This is a genomic window from Rhodococcus cercidiphylli (assembly GCF_033042225.1).
Classification (GTDB): Bacteria; Actinomycetota; Actinomycetes; order Mycobacteriales; family Mycobacteriaceae; genus Rhodococcoides.
This window is the reverse complement of record NZ_JAWLKE010000003.1, coordinates 1-15,009: the sequence shown is the minus strand read 5'-3', so window position 1 is coordinate 15,009 and position 15,009 is coordinate 1. Positions and strand designations below refer to the sequence as shown.

Sequence of the window (15,009 nt, the reverse complement as noted above, 5' to 3'; positions counted from 1 at the left end):
AACACACAGCTCCACCTCGATTGAATTCGGTGCATCCAGCCGCGCTGAGCGCGGTTCCATGCACTCGATTCGCTAGGGAACCGCTTCGGCACCGTGAACGTCCAAGTGGACATGCTTGATGAATGGCTGGCACAGCACGACGGCGTGATCACTCGCGCGCAGGCGGCACTCTGCGGTCTGAGTGGCGACGCTGTGGATCGCTCGGTTCGCGCGGGTGCGTGGCGAACAATTCATCGCGGGGTGTACTTCGTCGTCGACCGCCCATTCACTGCGGATGCACGCATTCGATGCGCCGTGTGGGGTGCGGGATCGAACGCTGCGCTCAGCGGGGAAGCCGCGGCCTTCTGGCACGGGGTGATCTCCGTAGCGCCGAGCATCATCGAGGTCACCACCCCACGCAGGGGGCGAAGCCGCGCCGAGGGCTGCCGACTACGCCGCCGCGACATTCACAACAAGGACATCGTCGAGCGGCGCGGGCTTCGCGTCACGTCTCTCGAACTCACCGTTCTGGAAGCGTCGATAGGTAAGGCGCACATCATGGATCGGGCACTTCAGCGACACACCGACCTCGAGCGATTGCAGCGGGCAGATGCACGAAACCCAGGTCGCACCGGCGCTCCCGAAGCGAAGCGGCTGCTGAAGGTCGCAGCGAACGGTGCACGCTCCGAGGGCGAGCGTCTCTTGATTCGAGAGTTCCGGGCCCGCAAGATCGGCGGCTGGGTGGTCAACTATCGATGGGGCGGATACGAACTCGACTTCGCGTTCCTCGCCGAGATGGTGGTGATCGAAATCGACGGCTGGGCATTTCACTCCGATCACGACGCCTTCCATCAGGATCGGATCAGGCAGAACGACATCATTCAGAGCTGGACGATCCTTCGCTACACCTGGGTCGACCTGACCGAACGCATGGATCACGTGATCGCCGAAATAGTCGCCACTCTCGATCGAATCCGGTGCAGCCAGCCGCGCTGAGCGCGGTCAGTTGCACCCGATTTCATCGCCGCGAGGACCTGGGCGGACTGTACGACCCATCGAGTCGACTTCTGATGCGTCGGATCGCCTTCCATCCCGCGGGAGTCACCGCGGTGCTGACTATCGCGCCGATCATGACGCCCTGGAACAGGGCAGACCACTGGCCGGGGCTGCCTCCGAACAGCGGCCATTTGTACACGATCGCGAGAACCGCGAGGAACACCAGAGCACGCATACCTGCACCCTCCCACGACACCGTCAGCGCCGCGAACTATCCGGTACCGTGAAGGAAACGGACAAACTGGACCGCACGAGGTCGGAGGCCGAGATGCAGAAGCCATTTCGCGAGTGGGTCATGACCGGGGCACTGAGCAAGAAATGCGGCGCCACCCGGGCCGATTACATCAATGCTCTGGCTCTCGCCCCTGCAGTCGGAATCGGCTTTCTCCTGATGCAGTTGATAGTCGGCTCGGGTTCGACTGCTCTCGATACTGCGGCAGGGTGTCTGGGCGGGGCCATCACGGGCTTGCTGTATCTCTACATCGCGTATCGAGTCGAGTCACGTAAGCACCGCGGGCCCACCCCCGCGCCGCCGCTGGGTGCACGGCCGACACGGCTGTGAGATTCCCCAGCCCCAGCCCGACACGCCGGATCAATGAGACTCTCTTGCACTCCAACCGACTGAAACCCACATTGATCCAGATCTCAGGCGCGCTTGGACGAGTACATTCGCTCGTCTGCGATGCGTAGTAATTCGTCCGGGTCGGTGGTTGGTTCCCAACTCCATCCGACGCTCACCGAGACCGGGACGACGATGCCGTCGATGTCGTAGGGGCCGGCGAGGAGGCCACGAACCCGGTTGGCAAGGCGCTCGACTCCCTCGGCAGATCTGGCGGAGTGCAGCAGGGCTACGAATTCGTCACCGCCGATGCGGCAGGCGATGTCTCGAGTGCGGGTGTTGTCCAGGATGCGACGGCCGATTGCCTGGAGTACCCGGTCCCCCACTGCGTGGCCGAACCTATCGTTGATGGATTTGAAGGAATCGATGTCCACGAAGAGCATTCCGACCGGGCGTTCGCTGACCGATTCCTTCAGCGCATCCAGCTCGGCCATCAATCGTCGTCGATTACCCAACGCCGTCAGGTCGTCGATCAGCACCTGGCGTTCGAGCGACGCCTCGGCAGCTTTGCGAGCGGTGATGTCCTGGATCTGCGCGATGATGACGTCGCCGGATTCGTCGTCGCGCACCACGGTCGCGTTTCGCTGCACCCAGATGGTGGCTCCGTCCTTGCGGATGTATCGCTTCTCCGACGCCACGTTCGTCAGAGTCCCGTCGGCCAGTCCCTTGAGGTGTTCGTCGGCGAGGGGAATGTCGTCGGGATGGGTGATGTCACGAAAGGTTTTCTGCCGCAATTCTTCTGCGGTGTAGCCGAGTAGTTCGCACAGGGCCTTGTTCACCTGGAGCCATCGTCCGTCACGGGTCATCACTGCTTTGCCGATCGGGGCGTTCTCCATGACGTTCTGGAACAGCCGGATCGCGCGATCGCGCTCGCGTTCGACCTCGGCGCGTGCGCTGACATCGACGACCAACGCGGTGAACCCGACAACGACACCGTCGACGATATCGGGCACATAGGTTGCCTGAGTGACGCGCACGGCACCGTTGACGTCGATGAGGGTCCGGTCGAACTGCTGTTGCTCGCCGGCGAGGACGCCCGTGATGTACGGCTCGTTCAACTGAAAGAGCGCCTCGCCGAGCAGTTCGCTGAGGTGCTTACCGACCAAATCCCGAGGTTCGATACCGAAGTAATCCGCGTACACCTGGTTGGCGTACACATTCCGCAGCGAGCTGTCCCAGTAGCCGATCATCGAAGGCAACTGATCGACGGCGCGACGCATGACCTCGCTCGATGCGTTTCGCGTACCGGTCATGGACCACCTCGTTTGTGACGCCGACCGCGCAACGCTACCCAAAGATTCCCTGTCGTGCCTGCGGGAACTCGGAATCGGCAAAAACATATGAGTGCGCAAGTGCGCACACATGTGTACCTTGAATCCCATGCTGCGCCGAAACATCGCCTTCCGACGCCTGTTCACCGCGCAGGTCGTCGCGTTGCTGGGCACCGGTCTGTTGACGGTGGCACTGGGGCTGCTCGCCTACGACATCGCCGGCAGTGCCGCCGGTGCGGTCCTCGGCACCGCTCTCGCGATCAAGATGATCGCGTATGTGTTTGTCGCTCCGATTGTTTCGTCACTGACCAACGCGCTCCCGAGCAAGCTCGTGCTCGTCACCGCCGACGCCGTCAGGGCGCTCACCGCGCTGGCGCTGCCCTTCGTCGATCAGGTGTGGCAGGTATACGTGCTGATCTTCGTTCTGCAGGCGGCGTCGGCCACGTTCACTCCCACCTTTCAGGCGGTCATTCCGTCCGTGGTGCCCGACTCGCAGCAGTACACCCGCGCGTTGACGCTCTCACGCCTCGCCTACGACCTCGAGTCACTGGTCAGTCCACTCATCGCCGCAGCACTGTTGACGGTCATCGGCTTTCACACGCTGTTCGTCGGCACGGCGCTGGGGTTCGTCGTCTCCGCGATGATGGTGGTGGGCACGGTGCTGCCGAAACGCACTGCGCCCAAACACAACAGGCCGACAACAGGCATCACGACGTTCGTCAGAAATCCCGAACTGCAGGGGCTGCTCGCCCTGAACACGGTGGTTGCTGCGGCGACAGCTCTCGTGATGGTCAATTCCGTGGTCTACGTTCGCGATCTGTTCGGCGGCTCGAGCAGCCAGCTGGCCATCGCTCTCGGCTTCTACGGCGGCGGTTCGATGCTCGCTGCACTGCTCATCCCGCGGGCGCTGAGATCCACGAACGACCACACCCTCATGCTCACCGGGGCCGCAACGGCCGTCGTGGGAACCGCAGCAGCAACAGCAGTTGCAACCCTGAACGGTGGGTCGGCAGCCTGGATCGCGCTGGCCACGACGTGGGCGCTGCTGGGCGTCGGGACGTCGATGATCAACACGCCGTCGGCGAGGATTCTGCGTCGTGAATCCGACGAGAGCACCCGTACATCCATCTTCACGGCGCAGTTCTCGCTCTCGCATGCCGCGTTTCTGCTCACCTATCCGGTTGCGGGATGGGTCGGGGCTCAGTTCGGACTGTTCACCGCGGCGATGGTGCTCACGGGCTTGGCTACACTTGCGACACTGACCGCAGCACGCCTGTGGAGTCGCACCCGAATGTCGGTGGTCGCCTCCGCGTAGGGAGACGACGTTCGATGCCACCGAAGAAGGAACCGCGCATCAGTCTCGACCATGCCGTCGAACCGGACTCCGCGCGCCTGGCCACGGCCAGCGACACCTTCCGGATGCTCTCCGACCCCACCCGACTGCACATCCTCTGGCTACTCGACCGAGGGCCCGCCGACGTCAGCGCATTGACCACGGCCACCGGAACCTCCCGCACCGCCGTCAGCCAGCATCTGGCCAAGCTCCGATTCACCGGACTCGTCGAGACCCGACGCGACGGCCGCAACGTCATCTACCGCCTGGCCGACGGTCACCTCGCCCGTCTCGTGCGTGAAGGCCTCAACTTCGCAGACCACAAGGTCACCGGCGAACCTCCACACGAGTAGCCACAACAAGAAAGCAGTCCATGAAACGCCTGGCCGTGATCGCAGCCGCCATTCTCACCGCGACGGCACTGTCGATCGCTCCGGCAGCTGCGCATGCAACTCTGCAGTCCAGCAACCCTGCCGAGAACTCCGTGCTCGACGCCGCGCCGGACGAGGTGACGCTGACGTTCAATCAGTCCGTGCAGTCGAACTTCGCCACCGTGACTGTCGTCGGATCCGACGGAACGCAATGGGGGGCATCGGATCCCGTCGTCGACGGCAGCACGGTGACAGTGGATCTGGACGGGCTGGGTGCGGCGGGTGAGTACACCATCGGCTACCGAGTGGTCTCCGCCGACGGGCACCCGATCACCGGCAGCATTCCGTTCCAGCTCACCCAAGCGTCCCCGACGTCGGCAGCAACCTCAGCATCCGCAGCCCCTGCCACTACCGAAACAACCCCGACCGCCGCCGAAGACACCCAGGACAGCAGCGGCTTTCCGATCTGGATCATCGCGGTGGTCGTAATCGCGGTCGGCGCAGCCGGCGTTCTGTTCGCGCTTCGTAAACGCAGCAACTGACAGCCTTGCCCAGTGTGGACGTGAGAACATGCAGCATGAGTGACGGTGGCCCGCGCCCGAAGTCCGATGGCCGTAAGCGGCGTTGGGAACAGCACAACACCGATCGTCGACGCCATATCATCGACGCCGCCATGACGGTGCTGGCGCGCGATATCGCTCCTGGTGAGCGGCTCACCACCGCTCAGATTTCCGCCGAGGCCGGGGTACATCGCACCGGTCTGTACCGGCATTTTCGTGATCGCACCGACTTGGACACGGCTATTCAGCGGGCGATCTGCGCGGAGTTGACGGCCACGTTGGTCACCTCGTTCGCGTTGACCGGCACTCCTCGCGATGTGGTCCATCGAGTGGTGAGTACCTACGTGCGGTGGGTGGCGGAGCATCCCGCGTGGACGCGTTTCGTCGAGCAGGACGTCAGTGCCGAGTCGCCTACTCCCCTCGAAGAAACCAACGCCATGCTGGCCGAGCAGTTGGAAGTGAGCGTCGCGGCGTTCCTGTCCCTCGTGCATGCTGACCTGACCACCGACGACTGGTCGCTGGTGCGGCCGTGGGTGGCGGGCCTGGTGTCCGGCTGCATGGGTGCGGTGCGCAGTTGGAGCGGGCAGACCGAAACACGTACCGGGCTCGATCATTTCGCGACATTCTTGGCCGACACCATCTGGCTGCAGGTCAAGGGACTCGGAGCATCCCGCGGCATCGCGATCCCGCAGGTGCCACTCGAGAGCGTCGTCGACGAGACTCAGCCGAAAGACGGCTCACTGCGGTAGCGCGTCCATTGGCGCACATAGTCTACTTTCGTGATATCAAAGTATACTTACGTTCGAAACAGTCGCGTTTTCTGACGATCGGGGGCGACAATGATCTGGTCGCCGCACCGCGTCGAGTCGCGGGCCTGGAAGCCGAGTCGGCGTCAGGGTTCGCGGGCCGATCGCACGCTGCAACACATCGAAGTGTCCATCCCACCCATGATCGGCGAAGCGCAGTGCGATCTCTCCGGCTCGGTTGCTCGGGCTCATGAAGAGGCGGTCATTGCTGTCGTCCGGCTGGAGGCGGGTTTCGGCGAGCACCTGGCACCGTTGTCCGACTTTCTGCTCCGAAGCGAGTCTGTCGCATCGTCGAAAATAGAGCACATCGACGCCGGCTGGCGCGCCTTCGGCAAGGCCTTCGCCGGAGGTAAATCCAACGCCGAGGCGAAATCTCAACTCGCGGCCGTGCATGCTCTGGCGGCGATGGTCGACGCCGCAGGCAGAGGTCCGATCACCGGTGACGACCTCACGACCGCGCACAGACTGTTGATGGCACCGGATTTCTACACCGCGCGCGATTCGGGCACCATTCGCGACGTGCAGAATTGGATCGGCGGCAGCGATTACACCCCGATCGACGCTCTGTACGTCCCGCCTCCGCCGGAGCTCGTCCACGAACTGATGGCGGATCTGCTCACCTTCGCCAACCGAACAGATCTGCCCGTACTTGCTCAGGCTGCGATCGCGCACGCCCAGTTCGAGTCCATCCACCCGTTCACCGACGGCAACGGCCGCATCGGCCGGGCTCTGATCAGCGCGATCCTGCGTCGACGCGGATTGACCGGACGGGTGACAGTCCCCCTGGCATCGGTGATGCTCGCGGACACAGGGCGCTACTTCGACAGGCTGACCGACTACCGCGCCGGTGACGCAGATGGATTCGTGAACTACGTCGCGCAGGCGGCAACCGTGTCCAGCTACGCCGCCCAGGAATCGGCCCAGGCATTGGCCGAACTTCCTGAACACTGGCGCGTCACTGCTCGCCCCCGCGCCAATTCGGCGGACGCGAAGATCATCGACGCCTTGCTCGACACCCCGATCTTGAACGCGGACACGGCCAGTCGGATCACCGGCACCACCGATGCGAGCACCTATCGCGCCCTCGCTCGGCTGACCGAGGCAGGCGTGCTCGAGGTACTGACAGCCAGCAAGCGCAACCAGATATGGGCTGCCACGGCGGTTCTGGCCGAACTCGATGCACTCAGCGTCGCCATTGGAAGACGCTCGGTCCCCCAACGAACAGCTCAGCCGAACGACGGCTCACTGCGGTAGCGCGAGGGGCGGCCGTCGATACCGAGTGCGCGCCATACGCGTCGGGACACGCGGTTCATCAGTCCGAGCTCGCCCGCGAGCATGCGGACGTCACCGAAGGTGTCGCGCAATGCCTTTCGTGAGGAGTCACTGTCCCACCAGACGGCGTCGACAACCTCGTCGGGGATGTCGAGGTCGCGTCGCATCTGCTTGCTCGGTTTCATGATCACGTCGCACAGCAGTCGCATGATGACCGGCATGAGTATCGAGATCGATGCCTTCTCGAAGCGTCCGAGCCGCGGGGCCTTGTGCTCGAGGTACTGATGCGCGAAGCCGATGTGACGGGCTTCCTCGGCGATGTGAATCTGCATCACGCGCTGAACCAAGGGGTGTCCGACGCTACCGGCGCGCAGGACGCCCTTCTGCATGTGGTCGATCGGCTCTTCTCCCGCGAGGACGCCGACGAAGAATCCGAACGGTGTCGATCGAGCGGCGAACACCGTAAGCATCGGTACGACCTTGCGGAACCACGCGGGCCCACCCGGCACGTCGATGCCGATGCGGTTCACCAGTTCCTGGAACATTTGGGTGTGGTGGCACTCTTCGGTGGCTTCGTGCGTCGAGTACCGAAATTCGGGTGAATCGTTGGGCAGCGTGAGGGCGTACTGCATGAGTCCGCTGATGAGGATCTGCTCGAACTGCAGGCCGACCTTGACCATGCTGGCCTGGCGGTACATCCCGATGTGAATCTGCCGGTCCAGGGGAAGCGACTTGTACCAGTCGGTGTGGCCGAGCGGGTCCGCGTCCGGGAGCACCCAGCGTGGATCGTTGGGAACGATCGCATATTCGGGCTCATCCCAGGGGATGTCGAGGAAGGCGTCGAAGTGCTGATGCACCGATGCCGTCGACAGAGCGTGCAGCCTGTCTCGGTAGAGCGTTCGTGCGTCGTCGACTGCAGTCATAGTGATCCTTCCGCCCGCGTCCGTTCAAATCTTTACGCTACACAGCGTCACATATAAATCTAGTTGGTGCAACGCTCCGTCGCAGATACTTGAAGAAATCGATTCGAAACGACGAAACCGGCCGACCGCTGTACGGTCGACCGGCCTCGAATACTCGGGCGCCCCGGGTCGTGAGCAGAAGCTCGTAGCAGGCTACGAAGTTCCAGTCACGTGCGACGACGTCGCTCCATCACCAGTATGGCAACACCATCACGACGAATCCGATGCCGACGACGATTCCGACGATGCCGGTCCCGATGGCAAGCGCCCTGTCGCTGCGATCGGCGGGCGGCCCAGAAAGGTCGGGGCTGCGATCAGCCCACAATGCGGAGGCAACGGCAATCAGTCCCGCCGCGATACCGAGACCCGCAGCCCAGAACGAGACGATCGACAGTGCACCGAACATGACGGCATATTCGGTCACCTGAGCGCGGGTACGAATGCGCCGATTCCACCACTTCGGTGGCATGTCGTCGTCCGAATCACGTGTATCGAAGTGGGGAGAGGTGACGGTCACTGCGGACTCCTTTCGAGTGAGTATGTGCCTCTATTTTGGCACTCGACCGTTGAGAGTGCCAATCCCCTGGACGAGGGTGATCGGCGCGCGCACCCCCGGGTTTCGCAAAGGCGCGCGCGTTTGTCAGACGCGTTCGGATTTGCCCCCGATCCGGGCATAATTCGCGCGCACCTGGCAAAGGCGCGCGCGTTTGCGGAGAGGTCAGCCCCACAGAAACCGTTGCCCCACCGAGGCTTTCGTCGGACCCAGATCGAAGGTCGAGGCGTCGGGCATCAGGTACGGGACGAGTATCCGCATTGCGTACTCACGGTGCTCGAGCAGAACCTCGAGATATGTGCCCGACGCCTCCTCGTCGGTCACGTCGGAGACGATGGCGTACGACCGCAGATCCCCGGCGACGGCTCGCAGATCGTGGACGAGTTGCTCGTGCATCGCAGTGTTCGACGCCCCGCCTCCGTCCGGCTGCAGCGGCGCGAGCACTCGCTGCCCGCCGGACAAATCGTTGACGACAGCGACCGGGTGGAGGCCCCAGTTCTCGGTGATCCGTTCGGCGGCGATGTCGATGCAGACGTCGAGCAGATCGTCGAAATCCTGTTGGCACTCGATGCTCGTCACTTCTCGCCACTTCGTCGTCATCAAGACCCCATCGTCGGCCGGCCATCCCAACCCCTTGGACGGCGCGGGAGCACGAACGGTTCCCGAAAGTCGTACATTCGTACCAGTTTGCTGCCTTCCAGCGACAGTTGAGCAAGAGTCGGCCGAACCGAGCTCCCGGCAGACGCATGTGCCGTTGGGCTCGACCCCACCTCGACTAGACTTTCGGTGCAGGAAAGGGAAGAAAGCGGGTCGTCGCGTCGTGGAGGAACACTGGTACAGGCGCATGTTCGCCTCCAGCCCCGTGGCGCAAGCTGTCTCCGACGCCGATGGGCTCTTCGTCGACGTCAATGCCGCCTATTGCGAACTCGTCGGCTTGACCTCCTCGGAACTGATAGGTCGATCCGCGACGGTGCACACTCACCCGGACGACCTCCCGCTCCACGGCAGCGTCGAGGACCTGATGGCCGCCGGGACGGCCGCGGAAGAATCCGTGAAAGTCGAGGTGAGGTTCGTTCGCCCGAACGACGAGATTCGCTGGGTTCTACTGACTCTGGTTCCTTTCACCGGTCCGGCCGATGCCGAGTGGACGCTCGCTGCCGCTCTCGATATCACCGAACGAAAAGAGGTCGAGGACGGCATCCTGCTTGCGTCCCGAACAGATCAACTGACCGGGGCACTCAACCGTCGCGGCTGGTCGGACTACGCGGTGTCCGTCGTCGACGACCATTCGGTCGACACCGTGGTCGCGGTTCTCGATCTGGACCATTTCAAGCAGTTCAACGACCACTTCGGCCACGCAGCCGGCGACGCGTTGCTCCGCGACTTCGCGTCGACTGCCCGCAACTGCATCGGCGTCGATGGCCTCCTGGCACGATGGGGCGGAGAGGAATTCGTGATCATTCTCCGCAACTGCGATCGTCGCGATGCTCTTCGATCACTCGAGGCTCTTGCAGCCGCCACCATGCCTTCGGGGGTGACGTTCTCGGCCGGATACACGCTCCAGCGACCGAACGAAGGTCTTCGCAACACACTCGACAGAGCTGACGCACTGATGTTTCAGGCGAAGCGCGCCGGCCGCAATCGAATGATCACCGACGCACCTCACTGACACAGTGCGAGCACCGTCGCCGATTTGCTGATACGGCAACAATACTTGCCGCACCTGCGCGCGGGCTGTCATTCTGATATCGGCACACCACCGGGAGAGGACGATCGATGACGCACGCATTCGACAAGGACTACTGGGAGCACCATTGGGATGACAGAACATCCCACACCGTCGCCGCCAATCCGTATCTCGTGGAGGAAACAGCCGGATCGACGCCCGGTACCGCGCTCGACGCAGGATGTGGCACCGGAGCGGAAGCGATCTGGCTCGCCGAGCAGGGCTGGCAGGTCACCGGTGCTGACATCTCCGCAGCCGCCCTCCAGGCCGCCGCGCAGCAGGCGCAGACAGCGGGGGTCGACGTCACCTGGATCGAAGCCGACCTGACGACCTGGAACCCCACCGAGCGTTGGGATCTGGTGATGACCCACTACGCGCATCCGTCGATTCCACAGTTGGAGTTCTATCGACACATCGCGCAGTGGGTCGCGCCGGGCGGTTCACTGCTCATCGTCGGGCATCTGAACGATGGCGCACACCATCATTCACCCGATGGCACACCGCCGCACGAGACCACCGTCACCGCGAAAGACATCACCGCCCTGTTCGACGCCTCCTCGTGGCGCATCGACACCGCACTCGAGCGTTCCAGGACCGTCGGCGGGACGGGTGTGCACTCGAAAACGTTGCGCGATGCGGTGTTTCGGGTCAGTTCACGGGCACCGCGATAGCATCGGCAAGTCCGTCGACGAGTGTCGGCAGGAAGTACGGAATCGACAGTGCCGTCGGGCCCACTGCGGCTCCGGCTTCCTGGCCGACGAATCCGGCGACCGCACCGGCAGCGACGGCCGGAATCTGACGCGACACAGGCGAATCGAGGAACTGCTGCAGAGCGTCCTCGGTGTCGACCTGAGTGAACACGACGTCTGCGTCGATCTTCGAGATGTTCTCCGCCGAGACGGTCGTCGAGTAGGTGGCATCGTCGGTCGCGAGATCGGTCACCGATGCCGGTGAGGCGAAGCCGAGGTTCTCGAGCAGCTCCACTCGCGGGTCCGTCGGCAACAGCAGGTAGTACACGTCGGCAGCCTCGGACACGTATGCGATTGTGCGGCCGTCGAATTCGGGATGCTGCGCGCCTGCGTCCTGCACCTGGCGATCCAGATCGGCAACGAGATCGCGTGCGCGCTCGGGGACTCCGAGAACGTCGCCGGTGGTGGTGATGACGTCGCGCCACGGCGTCGACCACAGCTCCTCGGGCGGGGCGATGACGGGAACTCCGGCCGCGGTCACCGCGTCGTATTCGGCTCGGGTGAGGCCGGAGTGCGGGGCCAACACGACGTCGGGGTCGGTGGCGAGCAGTTTCTCGACGGACAGTGCGTCCGTGACGTTGTCGAGCAGAACCGGTGCCGGGCCGCCCGAGGCCTCGATCGCGTCGGATACCCACGGATAGATCAGATCGTCACCTCCGCCGTATTCGGCCGACGGCATCGCCACCGGGACGACACCCAGTGCGAGCACCGCGTCGGTGGTGCCGAATCCCCATGTCGCGACCCGTTCGGGTACCGCGTCCAGCGTGGTGTCGCCGTACATGTGGTGCACGGTCAGCGGGAACGAGCCGGTGGACGGCGACTCGGTCGGGCTGTCGGTCGAATCGGACGAGCTGCAGCCAACCAGTGCGATGGATGCGGCTGCCACGGCGGTGAACACTGCGGCGAAGCGGAACGTGAGGCGATGAGTCATGACAATCCTGTAGCCCGAGAGGGCATTACCGATAAGGCTAGCCTTAGCTATCTCCCATCGGAAATCCGGGCCACACCGCTCACAGGAACCTTGCAGCGGAGGTTCAGGGTCTTCACCGCAACGTCCCAGAGTATTGGCACTACCGAATCATTCAGTGCCACATCGAAGGAGACCCACGACGATGACCCGCATCCCCGAGCCCACCAACACTTCTGCCGGACCCGCCTACGAGGGCCGGCTACTCGATCGCCCCGCCGAGGAGGTCGTCGACCAGGGCGCGAGGTTCGACATCACCACCCTCGTCACCCGTCGCCGCGTGCTGAGCATCGTCGGCGCAGGGGCCGGCGCGGTGGCGTTGGCTGCCTGCTCGAGCACGTCGAACTCTGGAAGTGCCACCGCCACAACGGCAACCGCGTCGAGCACAGCCACCGCCGCAACCAGCGAGATCCCCGACGAGACCAACGGCCCCTACCCCGCCGACGGCTCGAACGGCGTCAATGTGCTCGAAGAATCGGGAATCGTTCGCCGCGACATCACCTCCAGCCTCGACGGCGGCACCACGGTCGGCGGAGTGCCCCTGTCGCTCGACCTCACCCTCACCGACATGGCGAACGACAATCGCCCCTTCGAGAACGCCGCCGTGTACCTGTGGCAATGCGATGCGGCAGGGCTGTATTCGATGTATTCGGAAGGAGTCGAGGACGAGACGTACCTGCGCGGCATCCAGGCCGCCGACGCCAACGGCACCGTCACCTTCGACACGATCGTCCCCGGTTGCTACAGCGGCCGCTGGACCCACATTCACTTCGAGGTCTATCCCGACGCCGCCTCGGCGACCACAGCGGACAACGCCATCGCCACTTCGCAGATCGCATTCCCTCAGGACATGCTCGACGCGATCTACGAGCTCGACACCTACCCGTCATCGGCGCAGAACCTCGCGCAGCTCGGCAGCATCGACAACGACAACGTGTTCGGCGACGGCTACGAATTGCAGATGGGATCGTTCTCGGGCGACGCCACCGCCGGCTACGTCGGATCGCTGGCCGTCGCCATCGACACCACCACCGAACCCACCGCCGGCGCAGCCCCTTCCGGCGGCGGAGGCGGCCAGTCCCCGATGGGCGGCGGCACTCCCCCGGCCGGTGGCCCACCCGCAGGCACCGCACCCACCAACTGATCACCCCTACCTCACACCACCGAAGGAATCACCATGTTGCACAACCTCACCGGCTGGCATGCCCTCATCGTTCTCGCCATCCTGCTGCTCGTCTTCGGCTCCACCAAGCTCCCGTCACTCGCGAAGGGCGTCGGCCAGTCGATGCGCATCCTGAAAGACGAAGTGCGCGAGGAGAAGAAGCCCACAGCGCGTGACGACACGACCGCTCCGGTGTTCGCCGACGCTGCGTCCACGCCGGTTCCGTACCGACACACCTCGTGAGCACAGCCACCGCCGCGCGGGGAGTGATGCCGCTTGCCGCGCATGCACGCGAGGCACGTCGCCGCGCGATTCGCGCGGCGGTGTCGCTGCTCGTCGGCATCGCGATCGGATTCGCGCTCTCCGACCAGATTCTCGACATCCTGCGCGCACCCGTCGAAGAACTCGCCCTCACCCGTCAGGCCAGCCTCAACTTCGAAACCGTCACCGGCGCTTTCGATCTCGAACTGAAGATCGCCCTGTTCACCGGCGTCATCGTGTCGTCTCCGGTGTGGCTGCGTGAACTGTTCGCCTACCTCACCCCCGGCATGACGCGTCGGGAAAAGAAGTACGTCTACGGCTTCTCCGCGGCCGCAGCTCCACTGTTCGTCGCCGGCTGCGTGTTCGGGTTCGCCATCTTCCCCCGCATGGTCAGCGTCCTCGCCGGGTTCTCCTCCGACCAGGACAGCACCATCCTCAACGCCTCGTACTACGTCGACTTCGTCATGAAGATCGTCCTGGCCACCGGCATCGCCTTCGTCCTTCCGGCACTGCTGGTGATGCTGAACTGCCTCGGCATCCTTTCCGCACGCAGGCTACGCAGCAGCTGGCGAATCAGCGTCGTCGGCATCGCGCTGTTCAGTGCACTCGTCACGCCCGCCGCCGATGTCCTGTCGATGTTCCTGGTCGCGGTTCCCATGGCCACACTGTTCGGCGCAGCAATCGTGATCACCGAGGTACACGACAGACGCGCCCTGACACCACCGAAACCGGAGCTATCATCATGTTCGGCTTGACCTTCGAGAAACTGTTCCTGGTCGCGATCATCGCCGGGTTCGTCCTGGGCCCCCAACGCCTCCCCGGATACGCGCACCAACTCACCCGCGCCGTACGCAGCGTGCGCCATTTCGTCGACACCACCCGCACCGCGGCCGAAGACGAAATAGGTGTTCCGCTCCGACGCTCGGAATGGGAATCGATGAACCTGCGGCAATACGACCCCCGCCGGATCGTCAGCGACGCACTGCGTGACACCAACCAACTGCGTGACACCGAGTCCCCATCGGAGCAGGTCCTCGCCGAAGCAGCCCGCGTACGACCCGGCCAGAAATACCTCATCACCGGGCCCTCCTCGCATCCCCGACGCATTCTCATCGACTCACTCCCGCAGAACGATCCGCGTCGCATCGCGGCACAACTGCAACCGAAAGCGGCTACTTCGGCGATGGCGACAGAGATCGGTGCTACCCACACCGCGCTCGGCTGAATCCGAAAGGCGATAATCGCACCCACAATTACCTGACAGTTAGAGCGGCGAAAGGAAGAAGGGAGTGTCAGATTAACGGTGGATCCGACCTTGGCGTCGGTTAGTTTCCGTTCGGGGTGATGCGTCCTTCGAAGGTG

At 63.8% G+C, this 15,009-nt stretch carries 19 protein-coding genes; 13 read left to right on the top strand and 6 right to left on the bottom strand.

Annotation, left to right across the window (positions count from 1 at the left end):
- Nucleotides 1-111 precede the first annotated feature (111 nt).
- A complete protein-coding gene (locus R3P95_RS07100; protein WP_283347498.1) occupies nucleotides 112-975 on the top strand; it encodes a type IV toxin-antitoxin system AbiEi family antitoxin domain-containing protein in 864 nt (287 codons plus the stop codon).
- A 22-nt stretch (nucleotides 976-997) separates the two neighbouring features.
- Here R3P95_RS07100 and R3P95_RS07095 read toward each other — a convergent pair whose 3' ends face one another.
- On the bottom strand, nucleotides 998-1,210 hold the full coding sequence (locus R3P95_RS07095) for a hypothetical protein (protein ID WP_269596478.1): 213 nt from the start codon (nucleotides 1,208-1,210) through the stop codon (nucleotides 998-1,000).
- Nucleotides 1,211-1,303: 93 nt separating this feature from the next.
- Between R3P95_RS07095 and R3P95_RS07090 the strand changes: the two genes are divergently transcribed.
- A complete protein-coding gene (locus R3P95_RS07090) occupies nucleotides 1,304-1,597 on the top strand; it encodes a hypothetical protein (protein WP_269596479.1) in 294 nt (97 codons plus the stop codon).
- An 83-nt stretch (nucleotides 1,598-1,680) separates the two neighbouring features.
- Here the strand turns inward: R3P95_RS07090 and R3P95_RS07085 are convergent, their stop codons facing one another.
- Complete coding sequence (locus tag R3P95_RS07085; RefSeq protein WP_269596480.1) at nucleotides 1,681-2,907, bottom strand: PAS domain S-box protein; 1,227 nt, start codon at nucleotides 2,905-2,907, stop codon at nucleotides 1,681-1,683.
- Between the two features lie 127 nt (nucleotides 2,908-3,034).
- Here R3P95_RS07085 and R3P95_RS07080 point away from each other — a divergent pair, with 127 nt between their 5' ends.
- The 5 genes from R3P95_RS07080 to R3P95_RS07060 all read left to right on the top strand — a co-directional run bounded on the left by R3P95_RS07080 (nucleotide 3,035) and on the right by R3P95_RS07060 (nucleotide 7,249).
- Nucleotides 3,035-4,240, top strand: coding sequence for an MFS transporter (locus R3P95_RS07080; protein ID WP_269596481.1), 1,206 nt, complete (start codon nucleotides 3,035-3,037; stop codon nucleotides 4,238-4,240).
- Nucleotides 4,241-4,254: 14 nt separating this feature from the next.
- Entirely contained in the window at nucleotides 4,255-4,611 is a 357-nt protein-coding gene (locus R3P95_RS07075; RefSeq protein ID WP_032396178.1) for an ArsR/SmtB family transcription factor, read from the top strand.
- Between the two features lie 20 nt (nucleotides 4,612-4,631).
- Nucleotides 4,632-5,171, top strand: coding sequence for a copper resistance CopC family protein (locus R3P95_RS07070; protein WP_269596482.1), 540 nt, complete (start codon nucleotides 4,632-4,634; stop codon nucleotides 5,169-5,171).
- A 35-nt stretch (nucleotides 5,172-5,206) separates the two neighbouring features.
- On the top strand, nucleotides 5,207-5,938 hold the full coding sequence (locus R3P95_RS07065; RefSeq protein WP_283347493.1) for a TetR/AcrR family transcriptional regulator: 732 nt from the start codon (nucleotides 5,207-5,209) through the stop codon (nucleotides 5,936-5,938).
- Nucleotides 5,939-6,028: 90 nt separating this feature from the next.
- Complete coding sequence (locus R3P95_RS07060) at nucleotides 6,029-7,249, top strand: Fic family protein (protein ID WP_269596484.1); 1,221 nt, start codon at nucleotides 6,029-6,031, stop codon at nucleotides 7,247-7,249.
- Here R3P95_RS07060 and R3P95_RS07055 read toward each other — a convergent pair.
- The 3 genes from R3P95_RS07055 to R3P95_RS07045 form a co-directional block, all read right to left on the bottom strand.
- Nucleotides 7,222-8,190: an AurF N-oxygenase family protein gene (locus R3P95_RS07055; protein WP_269596485.1), complete on the bottom strand. Its 969-nt coding sequence runs from the start codon at nucleotides 8,188-8,190 to the stop codon at nucleotides 7,222-7,224. The genes R3P95_RS07060 and R3P95_RS07055 overlap by 28 nt on opposite strands.
- Before the next feature lie 229 nt (nucleotides 8,191-8,419).
- On the bottom strand, nucleotides 8,420-8,746 hold the full coding sequence (locus tag R3P95_RS07050; RefSeq protein ID WP_269596486.1) for a hypothetical protein: 327 nt from the start codon (nucleotides 8,744-8,746) through the stop codon (nucleotides 8,420-8,422).
- Nucleotides 8,747-8,947: 201 nt separating this feature from the next.
- Complete coding sequence (locus R3P95_RS07045; RefSeq protein WP_269596866.1) at nucleotides 8,948-9,382, bottom strand: hypothetical protein; 435 nt, start codon at nucleotides 9,380-9,382, stop codon at nucleotides 8,948-8,950.
- Between R3P95_RS07045 and R3P95_RS07040 the strand changes: the two genes are divergently transcribed.
- Nucleotides 9,303-10,451, top strand: coding sequence for a GGDEF domain-containing protein (locus R3P95_RS07040; protein WP_317547815.1), 1,149 nt, complete (start codon nucleotides 9,303-9,305; stop codon nucleotides 10,449-10,451). The genes R3P95_RS07045 and R3P95_RS07040 overlap by 80 nt on opposite strands.
- Before the next feature lie 107 nt (nucleotides 10,452-10,558).
- On the top strand, nucleotides 10,559-11,179 hold the full coding sequence (locus R3P95_RS07035) for a class I SAM-dependent methyltransferase (protein WP_269596864.1): 621 nt from the start codon (nucleotides 10,559-10,561) through the stop codon (nucleotides 11,177-11,179).
- On the opposite strand, the gene R3P95_RS07030 is transcribed toward R3P95_RS07035, so the two are convergent.
- Nucleotides 11,157-12,188 (bottom strand): ABC transporter substrate-binding protein, encoded by a 1,032-nt coding sequence (locus R3P95_RS07030; RefSeq protein ID WP_317547814.1) that lies wholly within the window; start codon nucleotides 12,186-12,188, stop codon nucleotides 11,157-11,159. The genes R3P95_RS07035 and R3P95_RS07030 overlap by 23 nt on opposite strands.
- Nucleotides 12,189-12,369: 181 nt before the next feature.
- Here R3P95_RS07030 and R3P95_RS07025 point away from each other — a divergent pair, with 181 nt between their 5' ends.
- The 4 genes from R3P95_RS07025 to R3P95_RS07010 are packed head-to-tail and all read left to right on the top strand — an operon-like array spanning nucleotide 12,370 to nucleotide 14,872.
- Nucleotides 12,370-13,368, top strand: a complete 999-nt coding sequence (locus R3P95_RS07025; RefSeq protein ID WP_269596862.1) for an intradiol ring-cleavage dioxygenase — start codon at nucleotides 12,370-12,372, stop codon at nucleotides 13,366-13,368.
- Between the two features lie 33 nt (nucleotides 13,369-13,401).
- Nucleotides 13,402-13,629 carry a twin-arginine translocase TatA/TatE family subunit gene (locus R3P95_RS07020; protein WP_094640695.1) on the top strand — a complete coding sequence of 76 codons (228 nt, stop codon included), beginning with the start codon at nucleotides 13,402-13,404 and terminating at the stop codon, nucleotides 13,627-13,629.
- Nucleotides 13,626-14,402, top strand: coding sequence for a twin-arginine translocase subunit TatC (gene tatC, locus R3P95_RS07015; protein WP_269596861.1), 777 nt, complete (start codon nucleotides 13,626-13,628; stop codon nucleotides 14,400-14,402). The genes R3P95_RS07020 and tatC overlap by 4 nt, the downstream gene beginning before the upstream one ends.
- Nucleotides 14,390-14,872 carry a Sec-independent protein translocase subunit TatA/TatB gene (locus R3P95_RS07010; RefSeq protein WP_269596860.1) on the top strand — a complete coding sequence of 161 codons (483 nt, stop codon included), beginning with the start codon at nucleotides 14,390-14,392 and terminating at the stop codon, nucleotides 14,870-14,872. The genes tatC and R3P95_RS07010 overlap by 13 nt, the downstream gene beginning before the upstream one ends.
- Nucleotides 14,873-15,009 lie beyond the last annotated feature (137 nt).

What these genes read in the sequence shown, in the direction of transcription:
- R3P95_RS07040 (WP_317547815.1), top strand. Translation starts at nt 9,303, where the DNA reads ATGTCGATGCAGACGTCGAGCAGATCGTCGAAATCCTGTTGGCACTCG.
- R3P95_RS07045 (WP_269596866.1), bottom strand. Translation starts at nt 9,382, where the DNA reads ATGACGACGAAGTGGCGAGAAGTGACGAGCATCGAGTGCCAACAGGAT.
- R3P95_RS07020 (WP_094640695.1), top strand. Translation starts at nt 13,402, where the DNA reads ATGTTGCACAACCTCACCGGCTGGCATGCCCTCATCGTTCTCGCCATC.
- R3P95_RS07090 (WP_269596479.1), top strand. Translation starts at nt 1,304, where the DNA reads ATGCAGAAGCCATTTCGCGAGTGGGTCATGACCGGGGCACTGAGCAAG.
- R3P95_RS07080 (WP_269596481.1), top strand. Translation starts at nt 3,035, where the DNA reads ATGCTGCGCCGAAACATCGCCTTCCGACGCCTGTTCACCGCGCAGGTC.
- R3P95_RS07055 (WP_269596485.1), bottom strand. Translation starts at nt 8,190, where the DNA reads ATGACTGCAGTCGACGACGCACGAACGCTCTACCGAGACAGGCTGCAC.
- R3P95_RS07100 (WP_283347498.1), top strand. Translation starts at nt 112, where the DNA reads ATGCTTGATGAATGGCTGGCACAGCACGACGGCGTGATCACTCGCGCG.
- R3P95_RS07070 (WP_269596482.1), top strand. Translation starts at nt 4,632, where the DNA reads ATGAAACGCCTGGCCGTGATCGCAGCCGCCATTCTCACCGCGACGGCA.
- R3P95_RS07065 (WP_283347493.1), top strand. Translation starts at nt 5,207, where the DNA reads ATGAGTGACGGTGGCCCGCGCCCGAAGTCCGATGGCCGTAAGCGGCGT.
- R3P95_RS07085 (WP_269596480.1), bottom strand. Translation starts at nt 2,907, where the DNA reads ATGACCGGTACGCGAAACGCATCGAGCGAGGTCATGCGTCGCGCCGTC.
- R3P95_RS07030 (WP_317547814.1), bottom strand. Translation starts at nt 12,188, where the DNA reads ATGACTCATCGCCTCACGTTCCGCTTCGCCGCAGTGTTCACCGCCGTG.
- R3P95_RS07095 (WP_269596478.1), bottom strand. Translation starts at nt 1,210, where the DNA reads ATGCGTGCTCTGGTGTTCCTCGCGGTTCTCGCGATCGTGTACAAATGG.
- R3P95_RS07060 (WP_269596484.1), top strand. Translation starts at nt 6,029, where the DNA reads ATGATCTGGTCGCCGCACCGCGTCGAGTCGCGGGCCTGGAAGCCGAGT.
- R3P95_RS07010 (WP_269596860.1), top strand. Translation starts at nt 14,390, where the DNA reads ATGTTCGGCTTGACCTTCGAGAAACTGTTCCTGGTCGCGATCATCGCC.
- R3P95_RS07075 (WP_032396178.1), top strand. Translation starts at nt 4,255, where the DNA reads ATGCCACCGAAGAAGGAACCGCGCATCAGTCTCGACCATGCCGTCGAA.
- R3P95_RS07025 (WP_269596862.1), top strand. Translation starts at nt 12,370, where the DNA reads ATGACCCGCATCCCCGAGCCCACCAACACTTCTGCCGGACCCGCCTAC.
- R3P95_RS07035 (WP_269596864.1), top strand. Translation starts at nt 10,559, where the DNA reads ATGACGCACGCATTCGACAAGGACTACTGGGAGCACCATTGGGATGAC.